9 protein-coding genes are annotated in these 10679 nt (G+C 37.0%); all 9 read right to left on the bottom strand.

The genetic code is table 11. From position 1 onward, the window contains the following. Nucleotides 1-341 precede the first annotated feature (341 nt). The 9 genes from mgtE to pth all read right to left on the bottom strand — a co-directional run bounded on the left by mgtE (nucleotide 342) and on the right by pth (nucleotide 10170). Nucleotides 342-1691: a magnesium transporter gene (mgtE, locus tag BM084_RS16600; protein ID WP_093306133.1), complete on the bottom strand. Its 1350-nt coding sequence runs from the start codon at nucleotides 1689-1691 to the stop codon at nucleotides 342-344. Then, entirely contained in the window at nucleotides 1672-2502 is an 831-nt protein-coding gene (gene rsmA / locus BM084_RS16605) for a 16S rRNA (adenine(1518)-N(6)/adenine(1519)-N(6))-dimethyltransferase RsmA (protein ID WP_075325544.1), read from the bottom strand. The genes mgtE and rsmA overlap by 20 nt, the downstream gene beginning before the upstream one ends. A gap of 3 nt (nucleotides 2503-2505) precedes the next feature. After that, nucleotides 2506-2814 (bottom strand): DUF4286 family protein, encoded by a 309-nt coding sequence (locus BM084_RS16610; RefSeq protein WP_075325543.1) that lies wholly within the window; start codon nucleotides 2812-2814, stop codon nucleotides 2506-2508. A gap of 9 nt (nucleotides 2815-2823) precedes the next feature. Then, nucleotides 2824-4647: a tetratricopeptide repeat protein gene (locus tag BM084_RS16615; protein ID WP_317040680.1), complete on the bottom strand. Its 1824-nt coding sequence runs from the start codon at nucleotides 4645-4647 to the stop codon at nucleotides 2824-2826. A 13-nt stretch (nucleotides 4648-4660) separates the two neighbouring features. Continuing rightward, on the bottom strand, nucleotides 4661-5932 hold the full coding sequence (gene serS, locus BM084_RS16620) for a serine--tRNA ligase (RefSeq protein WP_075325541.1): 1272 nt from the start codon (nucleotides 5930-5932) through the stop codon (nucleotides 4661-4663). Between the two features lie 82 nt (nucleotides 5933-6014). After that, nucleotides 6015-7226, bottom strand: coding sequence for an alpha/beta hydrolase-fold protein (locus tag BM084_RS16625; protein WP_093306137.1), 1212 nt, complete (start codon nucleotides 7224-7226; stop codon nucleotides 6015-6017). Between the two features lie 59 nt (nucleotides 7227-7285). Then, nucleotides 7286-8605: an HTTM domain-containing protein gene (locus tag BM084_RS16630; protein ID WP_075325539.1), complete on the bottom strand. Its 1320-nt coding sequence runs from the start codon at nucleotides 8603-8605 to the stop codon at nucleotides 7286-7288. Further along, nucleotides 8595-9533, bottom strand: a complete 939-nt coding sequence (locus tag BM084_RS16635) for a bifunctional riboflavin kinase/FAD synthetase (protein ID WP_093306139.1) — start codon at nucleotides 9531-9533, stop codon at nucleotides 8595-8597. The genes BM084_RS16630 and BM084_RS16635 overlap by 11 nt, the downstream gene beginning before the upstream one ends. 7 nt (nucleotides 9534-9540) lie before the next feature. Next, nucleotides 9541-10170, bottom strand: a complete 630-nt coding sequence (gene pth, locus BM084_RS16640; protein WP_057482765.1) for an aminoacyl-tRNA hydrolase — start codon at nucleotides 10168-10170, stop codon at nucleotides 9541-9543. Between the last annotated feature and the right edge of the window lie 509 nt (nucleotides 10171-10679).

Consider the following 10679-nt stretch of genomic DNA (forward strand, 5'->3'; position numbering starts at 1 on the left):
GTTTTTAATTTTTATATATAACGCCCGCCGGGATTAAGCTCAAAACTGGCTTATCCGCATTATAAATAAAATTAAGTTAGAAAAAATGGATTTTGAAATGAAGGCGGTTTCATTTGTTTACTCACTAAGTGAGGTTTTATGAGGCTGTGTGAAAATTTTACATCAGGCTGAACTTGTTTCAGCTTCTAACATGCTAGATCCTGAAACAAGTTCAGGATGACAATTCAAACAACCTAATTTAGTTTTCAAATTAATTCCCCAGATTTATTCAAGGGAACTTTCATTACGAAAAACCAAAGTTAAAGAATGATTTTTAAAACTTAAAGCCTGAAGCCTGTTAGTTAAAAACCAAGTACTAATTTAGAAATATAGAAGAAGAGAAAAATTCCGAAGATATCATTGCTGGTTGTGATAAAAGGACCGGTAGCAATCGCGGGATCAATACCTTGTTTATTTAAAATAATGGGTACAAAAGTTCCCACCAGTGCGGCCACAATAATTACCGAAAGTAAAGATGCAGCTATGGTAATGCTCACCAATTGGTCCTGCCCAACAATTAACCCAAATAAAATAACCAGGATTCCTAATGCAACTCCATTTATTAAACTAAGGCCTACTTCCTTTATTAAACGCTGTAATAAGCTACCCCGTAAATTATCATTTGCAAGTCCCTGAACAATAATCGCGCTAGATTGTACACCAACATTTCCAGCCATCGCGGCAATTAAAGGAGTGAAAAAGAATAAAATTGGAAATTGCTCCAGGGCTTCTTCAAACCCTTTCATAATGTAAACACTACCCAAACCTCCAAAAAGTCCAAGAACCAACCAGGGTAATCGAGCCCTGGTAAGGCGCCATAAACTATCGTCGGCTTCTACAGATTCTGAAATACCGGAAGCCATTTGGTAATCTTTTTCGGCTTCTTCTTTAATAAAATCTACAATATCATCAATGGTAATTCTTCCCACTAAACGACCCATTTCATCTACCACGGGAATTGCTTCCAGGTCATATTTCTGCATTACCCGGGCCACTTCTTCGCCTTCGGTATGCACATTTACATAATCTACCTGCGGAATATAAACATCCTGGATATTCGCGTGACTTGGTGCGGTGAGTAAATCTTTAAGTGAAAGCCTGCCTTTAAGCTTATTTTTATCGTCTACAACGTAAATAGAATGTACCCTGGTAACATTTTCAGCCTGTTCGCGCATCTCGGTCATACAACCGGTCACACTCCAGTTTTCGTTAACTTTTACAAGTTCCTTAGCCATAAGTCCGCCGGCAGAATCTTCATCGTAACGCAGCAGTTCTACAATATTATCAGCGTGTTCCTCGTCTACGAGTTCGGCAATAACATTTTGCTGACGCTCGGGAGAAAGTTCAGAAATGATATCGGCAGCATCATCGGTATCCATTTCTTCAAGCTCTTCAGCAATTTCTTTTGCCGAAAGGGTATCAAGAATACGTTCCCGCACGCCTTCTTCCAGCTCCATTAATGCCTCGGCCGTTTTCTGGCTGTCCAGAAGCTTAACAATATAAGTAGCTTCTTCTAAAGAAAGTTCAGTTAAAATTTCAGCAATATCAGCGTGGTGCACATCTTCAAGGTGCAATAGCAATTCCTCGTTATTCTGCTGTTCTATGAGGAATTGTAATTTTTCTATTAACTCACTACTGATTTGAAACTGCATACGGCTCAATTTTAAGGGTCAAATCTATAAAATCCTGATAACCGAGTTGCTCAGGACGTTTGTCAAATATAGGATCTTCCCTTAAATTATCGGGTAAATTGAAAGTTTTTAAACTATTGCGCATCGTCTTTCTACGCTGCTGAAACGCTGTTTTTACTACCCTAAAAAATAATTTCTCGTTACAGGGCAGGCTAAAATCTTCTTTTCTTGTTAGACGCAAAACCCCACTCTCTACTTTGGGTGACGGGTTAAAGACTGAAGGCGGAACGGTAAATAAATATTCAGCTTCATAAAAAGCCTGAACCAATACCGAGAGAATTCCGTAGGTTTTATTGCCTTCTTTTTCGCAAATTCGCTTCGCGACTTCCTTTTGAAACATTCCAGAAAACTCAGGAATTTGGTGTTTTAATTCTAAAACTTTAAAAACAATTTGGGTTGAAATATTGTAGGGGAAATTACCAATAATCGCAAAAGCTTCGTCCCGAAAAGCAGTTGCTACATCATACTTCAAAAAATCGAATTGATGAATTCTATCTTCCAGTTGCGGATAATGCTCCTGCAGGTAAGCAACACTTTCGGTATCAATTTCTATTACGTGAACCTCAGCATCCTGTTTTAACAAATATTTGGTGAGAACGCCCATTCCGGGGCCAATTTCAAGCACTTTATTGTAACCTTTATAGGTAAGGGTTTCGGCTATTTGCTCAGCAACATTTTCATCGGTTAAAAAATGCTGCCCAAGATGCTTTTTTGCCCGTACTTCACCGTCTTCAGATTGTGAAGATCTGGCTCTTTTCTTATATTTTCCCATAAATTATTGCTCGCTAATTACCTGCATTTCGGTTCTAAAAGCAACAAACTTGCCTTCAAAAGCTTTACTTTTTCCTCTTAACCTTTCAGCATCTTCTTCATAATATTTATCAAGTTCAGCTTTACTTTCGGCGGTGTATTGCACCGAATACGTAATGCCACCCATAGCTTCAGTTACCATCACGCGGGTCATTAAAGCTTTTTTAAATTTTCCGGTATCCAGCATTTCGGGAATATGTTCTTCCTTCATCCATTTTACCCATTCATCGTGAATAGCTTCCTCAATATTTATAGTTACGTTATATATATACATCTTGATTTTTTAAGGGGTTTCTTCGTAATCTCCTCTTAACGCACGATATTTTTTGCGAGCTTCCACAAAATAAATACTATCGGCAAAATTAAAAATTATTTGTTCGTAATATTCTTTGGCTTTTTCAGGATTCTGCAACTCATTTGCATATAATTCGGCTAAATAATAATGAGCGTTATCGGCCAGAACATCAGCATTAAAACCTTTGATTATTGCGAGATAATTATTCTCAGCATTTCTCAGCTGGCCGGTTTCTTCAAATAGTTGAGCTTGTTTTAGCAAAGCTTCATCTTCAATTTTTTCTCCTTTATGAAGGTTTAAAATCTCACTTAAAAGTTCAATTGATTCAGAATTTTTCTCCTGAAAAGCGAGCAAATCAGCCCGGGCATATTTTTTAAGCGCGGTTTGGGTAGAATCTTCTATAGAATTGTCTTCAATAAGCAAACTAAGCTCCATTGCATCATTGGCAATAAGTTGCGACGTAGAAGATTTCAAAACATCCAACTGCTGTTTTGCCCATTTAAAATCCCCCTTAAAATAACTGGTTTTTGCCACTTTAAATCGGGCGTTTTGAGAGATTTGATCGTTTTTTACCAAATTTTGAACCTGGGAATAATAGATAAGCGCTTCGTTAAATTTCTCCTGAATCACCAAAATATCGGCCATTGCAATTTTTATCATCGCTTTATCAAAATCGCGATTTGCCTTATCTGAAACCTGTTTCAATAAAGCGATAGCTTCTTCTTTTTTATTTTGCTTAAAGGCAAGGAAATTTGTGAAATCAAGTTGTAAATTCAGCGTGTTTAGTCCGGTGCCAAATTGTTCTAATAATTCAGTATATCTCTTTTCTATTTCAGAATAATTTTCCTTTTTTTCATTTTCTACCCGCATTTTTAATAAAAACTGGTTACCCTGTAACACGATATTTTCTGAAGGTGCTTCTTCTATTACGTATTCAACAATTTCTTTAGCGGCTTCAAAATCTGAAGCTTCCCGAGCCATAACCGCAAGATTTAAAATACTTTGTAAACTTTTATCACTACGCCTGTATATTGCTTTTTCCTGAGAAAAAGCCTTCAAAAATTCCTCTTCCTGTGTGAAAAGCCAGCTCAGCATTTCGTTATAAAGTAGGCTGGGATCTTTTTGCAGCTTAGTGAGCAACAACCTTCTAAAAATTGTATTGGCTTCACTTGAAGCATCTGCTGAGATATACTTACCGAATTCTCGATTGGCGATCGGGAAAAAATCAGGATTTGCATCTACAAGTTCCAGGTAATTCTCAAACATAAGTTCGGTTTTACCCTGCTCCCCATATATTCTTGCAAGTTGCATATTAAAGTTTAGCTCATTATTTAGTTGCATTGCCTTTTCATAGGTTGCTGCAGCATTTTCAAGCAAACTGTATTTCTGAAAAGTTCTGGCTATGGAATAGGCGTAATTAGGACGAGCATCTACCGCGCTTAAGGCTTCTGCATAGAATTGCTCCGCTCTTTCGGTGTTCTGCTGAAGTTCATAATTATGCCCCAATTCTATTAAAAGCGTTGGATTATTTGCCGAATTATTTAATTTATTTCGAAGTAATTCTTCAGCCCGGGAGAAATTCTCCAATTGCTGATGGCTTTCTACCAATCCGAAAAAATAAGAAGTATTCTGCGGATTTTCCTCAACTAATTTTTCATAGGTTTTCAGGGCTTTTTCAAATTCTCCCTGATCAAAAAAATTACGCGCCAAAACCTCAGACTGCGCGCTAGCACCTGAAATAGAGCAAAACAAAAATAATATAACAAAGGCCGCGCGCATCCCGTAAAGATAAGGATTTGCCCTGTGAATCAATATTTTTAAGCGCTTAATCTATAAGATCGAAACCAGTATACGGCACCAGGACATCGGGAACTTTAATTCCATCTTCTGTTTGGTAATTTTCAAGAATTCCGGCCAGGACACGAGGCAAGGCTAAAGCACTTCCGTTTAAGGTGTGCACCAACTCTTTTTTACCTTCTTTATTCTTATAGCGAAGTTTAAGTCGGTTAGCCTGGAAAGTCTCAAAATTTGAAACAGAGCTAATCTCCAACCAGCGATCTTGTGCGGTAGAAAACACTTCAAAATCGTAAGTTAACGCTGCTGTAAAACCAAGATCACCGCCGCAAAGTCTTAAAATTCGGTAAGGTAATTTTAGATCGGCCAGAATATCTTTAATATGCTCCACCATATTATCTAAAGCCGCATAAGAATCTTCAGGTTTTTCAATTCTTACCAGCTCCACTTTATCAAATTGGTGTAATCGGTTAAGTCCGCGAACGTGGGCGCCATACGAACCTGCTTCCCGTCTAAAACAAGGCGTATAACCGGTACAGGCAATTGGAAAATCTTTATCGGTTAACAAACGGTCGCGGTACATATTCGTCATAGGCACCTCGGCAGTTGGAATCATATAAAGATCATCAGCCGTGACATGGTACATTTGCCCTTCTTTATCCGGCAACTGTCCTGTTCCCAAACCAGACGCTTCGTTAATCATTAAAGGCAATTGATATTCGGTATAACCGGCATCAATAGCTTTATCTAAAAAATAAGTGATCAAAGCACGCTGTAAGCGTGCTCCTTTTCCTTTATAAACCGGAAATCCGGCGCCGGTTACTTTATTCCCCAGCTCAAAGTCTATAATATCGTATTTTTTGGCAAGTTCCCAGTGTGGCAATGAACCTTCTGCAAGTACCGGCACATCACCTTCCTTAAAAATCTCTTCGTTATCATCTTCGGAAGTTCCTGCGGGCACAGATTCGTGTGGTACGTTAGGAATAGTATAGAGTAAGGTTTCAAGTTTCAAGATTGTTTCTGAAAGTTCTTCAGAAAGCGCTTTAGAATCTTCTTTTAGATTCCCTGTTTTCTCTTTAATTAGGTTAGCTTTTTGATGTTCGCCATTTTTGAACATCATTCCAATTTCTTTGGAAAGCCGGTTAGATTCAGCTAAAATATCATCGAGTTTTACCTGGGTAGCACGACGTTTTTCGTCTAACTGTAAAACTTCTTCAAGAATACTTTCAGCCTCAAAATTTCGTTTTTTGAGTCCTTTAATAAATTCTTCTTTATTTTCCTTGATATTATTAACCTGTAACATAGCTTTCTATTTCCTAATTTGAAGCTGCAAATGTAACAAAACTAGAAAAGAAATTCACTTAAGGCTTAAAGCTAATCTGCATTTAAACTTTCCTTTTTTCTTGTGCATTTAGATCATCAAGATCGTTTTGGTAAAATTCCCATTCGGGATCACCGGTGGCTTTCAACATTTTCAATGCTTTCTCATAATATTTTCTAGCTTCCTCAATGTTTCCAGCTTTCTCGTACGCCGCTCCCAAGTTCGAATAGGCATTAAATGAATCGGGATGATTGTCAGAATTTAATTTGAAGACCTTCACAGCCGCATCCGCAAAACCTTCCTTATTAAAGAAATTGTATCCCAAATTGTTCATAGCCCCCTCATCACTAATTCTGAAACCATATTCCCTGGACAGTTTAGCATAGTGATCCTGGATTTCTTCAATCATTTTCTGCAACCCATTTTCTGCGAAAATCACTTCTTTATTGTCCGGTAATTCATATTCCAAATCCTCGAAAATAAATTGCAGTCCGTTAAAAATTGATGGCAATCCAATACTACCGTGAGTTTGCTCAAACATAGGCTCAAATTTAAATTTTAGATCAACTTCTTTATCTTCTGAAATATAAGATTCAAGTTTTCCAGCAAGCTTATATACATTCCCCAACATTGTTCCTCCTTCGTTGGCTATAGTCAAATAAAACTTAGAATCTATCTCCTGATTATCTTTGATTACCTCATCTAATTCTTTATCTAATAAGTTATTGGTATACCATAAACTCGGACTAATAGTTAGGTAGGCATTAAAAAGATTGGGTTTTTTGAAGAAACAATAAGTATTAAGAAGTCCGCCCAAGGAATGTCCTACTAAAATATTATAGGGAGCCGCGCGATAGTTTTCTTCTACAAAAGGTTTTAATTCTTTCTCCATAAAATTGAGATAATTATCGGCTCCCCCGCGATTAGGTAATCTATTCATGTGATATTCGCTTAACCCGTGAGATGCAGGAGTAAGATCCCGAATTCGCCGGGTATTTAATATTCCAACAATAATCATTTCAGGAATAAGTTGATTAAGAACAAGATATTCTACTGTTCCCACCGCGTGCGTAAAGTTGTAATAACTATCCTGGAGATATAACACCGGATAGGTTTTTTCTCCCTTTATGTAACTTTTGGGCAAATAGATTTGCAGCTTTCTATTTTCATCTAATATTTCTGAATGAAAGCTTCGCGTTTCTCCTATTTGAATTTTCTGTTGAGCGTAAACTGAAAAATTAAATAAAATTAAGACTAGTAATAATTTAAATTTCATCGTTTGATTTTTAAACTCATCTAAGTTATTAATTCAAATGAGAAAAATCCTACAAATCCTCAATCTAATTTTGAAGGTAAAATCCAATCGTGGTGTTTAAAATGCTGCCATTCTTCTGCAGCGAGATCTACTTTTGGATCAATAAACGGCTCATAAGGACGTCCGTTGATACTTATCTTAGATTTTACAAACACTTGTACCTCTTTTCCTTTTTCAGCATAATCTGACTTAAGATGCTGCGCAAACTGCCACATCATATCAGGTTTAGCACTTACCGAACGAATTTGTTTTCGGCTTAAATAGCGTGCTTTATTCACATAAATCGTGTCTCTTTTTCCTTTCTCTACCACTTTAAAAGTGGTTTTTCCAGAGCGGGAGCGCAGCATCATTCTCCAACTCAAACGGTGGCCTTCTTCTGTCCATAACACATTATCCTGAAAAAACCAATGCCTAAGCGGTAAAGCGATTTGAACTACAAACCAAATAGAAAGCACTGTAATTAATGGTTTTCTATACGAGGGAATAATAATTTCTCCTTTATTATAATAAGGTTTTTTATTCCGAAGTATATATTTATTGCTCTTTTCTGAAGGAAAAAAGAACAGGCAAAAAGCCAACGATAAGTAAGGAAAGATCCCAATATGAAAAATAAAACTATTAAAAAGATGAAAGAAAATGGCAAGGATAAAAGCCGGCATTCTTGTTGGTTTCCATAAGAGCGCCGGGATAATTAATAAATCGAAGATTAAGCCGAAATAAGTTATTACATACCTAACCCATCCCTGCTGAAGAAATTCTCCCACCAGCCAGTAATCGGCTTTTCCACGCATTAGCATAGCCGGCAAAGTACCATCAAGCCAATCTGGATATAATTTTGCAATTGAAGCGTAAGTATAAACTATCCATAACTGTAGTACGATAAAAAGCCAAACCCATCGTGGCATGGCAATTTTTTTTAACGAGGGTTTTTTCCAGGCATCAAAAGATAAATAGCGGTGTGCGGGAAGAAAAAACATTATTCCGCATAAAAGCATCAATAAATAATAATGATTATTATAAGAAGATTTCTGCATTAGGTAAACTCCCGCCCACATAATGGTGTAGCAAAAAATACTGAAACGATATTTAAAGCCCAGCATTACAAAAATACCGAACAGCCCTAAAATTCCGTAGTAATATAACATTCCGTTTCCTGGCAGCGGTTGCAGGAATTCAAAACCTATAAAATTAAAAGTAAAGTCGGGCTCAATGAGAGTTCTGCGAATCCAACCGGTGAAAATTGCACCGATGGCTTCAATGGTAATAAGCAAGCCAAAAATAATTCGGAAAGCAATAAGCGCCGAATTATCTACCTGCTTAAAAAGCCATTTATTGAGCATAATTGTCTCTAATATATTGCCTTGAGAAAGCTTCGTCCTGTTTCATTGCGATTTTTAAAGCATTTACAGAATCAAATTTTTTCTCATCGCGAATCCTTACCAGCATTTCTATTTTTAGCTCGGTGCCATAAAGATCCCGGTCCAGGTTAAAGAAATAAGTTTCTATGGTTTGGTCTTTTCCTCCCACAGTGGGATTAGTGCCAATATTCATCATCCCAAAAAAGCGTTCTCCTTCAATTTTAGAACACACAACATACACCCCGTTTTTTGGAATTAACTTATAATCTTCTGCAATATTTAAATTAGCGGTAGGATAATTAAATTCTTTTCCCAATCCACGGCCTTTTACCACCTTTCCAGTTAAGCAAAAAGGAGATTGCATATAACTATTGGCCTTTTCTACCCGGCCTTCTAGAAGTGCATTTCTAATTTTTGTAGAACTTACTGCTACCTGATCTACTTCTTGCTTGGTGATCTCTTCTACATCAAAACCATATTCTTCACCAAACTGTTTTAAGGTATTTATATCTGCGGTACGATTTCTACCAAAACGATGATCGTAACCAATAATTACTTTTTTTGCTTTTAAACGATTTACCAGAATATCACGAACAAATTCCTGCGCGGTAAGTCTTGAAAATTGTTGGGTAAAAGGATGCACCACCAAATGATCTATCCCTGTTTTTTCAAGGATTTCGGTACGTTCTTCTATGGTATTTATAAGTTTTAACCCGCTTTCTTTTTGCAGAACCATTCTTGGATGCGGAAAAAAAGTAAAGATAACAGATTCAAGGTTTTCAATTTTAGCGGCATCTACCAGCCGTTTTATAATTTTTTGATGCCCGGCGTGAACCCCGTCAAAAGTACCGATGGTGACTACGGTTTGTTTTTCACCTTTAAAAGCATTTGCTCCTTTATGTATTTTCAAGGCCAACTTATTTTCCGTTAAATGAATTCATAGTATTTGAAACGCCTGCAGTGCCAAAAGATTTTACCAATTCGGCTGATTTCTGTAAACGTTCTGGCAATTCCTTTCGCTCTTCTTCTCCCCATTCTCCTAAAACATAATCTACCTGCTGACCTTTGGAAAACTCGTCACTAATCCCGAATCTAAACCTATTGTATTTCGTGGTGTTTAAGGTGTTTTGAATGTCTTTTAAGCCATTATGACCACCATCACTACCTTTGGTTTTTAGCCGAATAGTACCAAATGCTAAATTTAGATCATCTGTAATCACCAATAAATTCTGTAATTCAATTTTCTCTTTTTGAAGCCAGTAGTTAACAGCCTTCCCGCTTAAATTCATATAAGTTGAAGGTTTTAGCATTATAAAGGTTCGGCCTTTAAACTTAAATGTAGCTATATCTCCTAATTTTTCTGTAGAAAAACTCACCTCTTCCTTTTCGGCTATATAATCTAAGATTTTGAATCCAATATTGTGACGGGTGTTCTCATACTTAGGACCTGGATTTCCCAGACCTACGATCAAAAATTTCTTCATGGGATCTTGTTCTTCTTCCTGGGGCTTTTTCTTACTGAGTATTTTTCCGAAGAAAGACAGCATAACAATTGTTTTGGTAAAGATAAAATTATTAGAATATCTAACTAAAAGTTTTTACCCGATAATCCAGATTTAAATGCTGAACTGGCTTCCCAGGTAGTTTGTTAAGGTTGATTTTGAAAAACTTTTAAAACAATCAAGTAGGGTGAAGATAATAAATATTTGAGCATTTATTATCTTCATCCCTCTTACAGAACCGTGCATACGGGTCTCGTACACGGCTCATGTTAAATCTTATTCAGTACTGTTTGATAGTACTGATGCAAAGTATTCCCTTCAACTGTGTCCATTGCGTACAACCCTAATTCTGAGAAGTACTTATTGGGCAGGGCATAGTGTATTAAATTGGTGGAGGAGTTTCTCCATCGGGTTACCGATATCTTCAGAAAATTCCCCTTATAACCCATACGCCTTAGTTGTCGGTGAAGAGGTTTCCAGCTTTTCCAGCTTTTCATCACCATCATTCGTAACCTTCTCCTGATCCAGCTTAAAAGATCCTGGAACAGCTTTTT

The sequence above is a fragment of the Salegentibacter agarivorans genome (assembly GCF_900113135.1).
Lineage (GTDB): Bacteria > Bacteroidota > Bacteroidia > Flavobacteriales > Flavobacteriaceae > Salegentibacter > Salegentibacter agarivorans.

Bases quoted from the DNA above. Each gene is read 5' to 3' on its own strand.
- pth (WP_057482765.1), bottom strand. From the start codon at position 10,170: ATGCTGTCTTTCTTCGGAAAAATACTCAGTAAGAAAAAGCCCCAGGAA.
- rsmA (WP_075325544.1), bottom strand. From the start codon at position 2,502: ATGGGAAAATATAAGAAAAGAGCCAGATCTTCACAATCTGAAGACGGT.
- serS (WP_075325541.1), bottom strand. From the start codon at position 5,932: ATGTTACAGGTTAATAATATCAAGGAAAATAAAGAAGAATTTATTAAA.
- mgtE (WP_093306133.1), bottom strand. From the start codon at position 1,691: ATGCAGTTTCAAATCAGTAGTGAGTTAATAGAAAAATTACAATTCCTC.
- BM084_RS16610 (WP_075325543.1), bottom strand. From the start codon at position 2,814: ATGTATATATATAACGTAACTATAAATATTGAGGAAGCTATTCACGAT.
- BM084_RS16630 (WP_075325539.1), bottom strand. From the start codon at position 8,605: ATGCTCAATAAATGGCTTTTTAAGCAGGTAGATAATTCGGCGCTTATT.
- BM084_RS16625 (WP_093306137.1), bottom strand. From the start codon at position 7,226: ATGAAATTTAAATTATTACTAGTCTTAATTTTATTTAATTTTTCAGTT.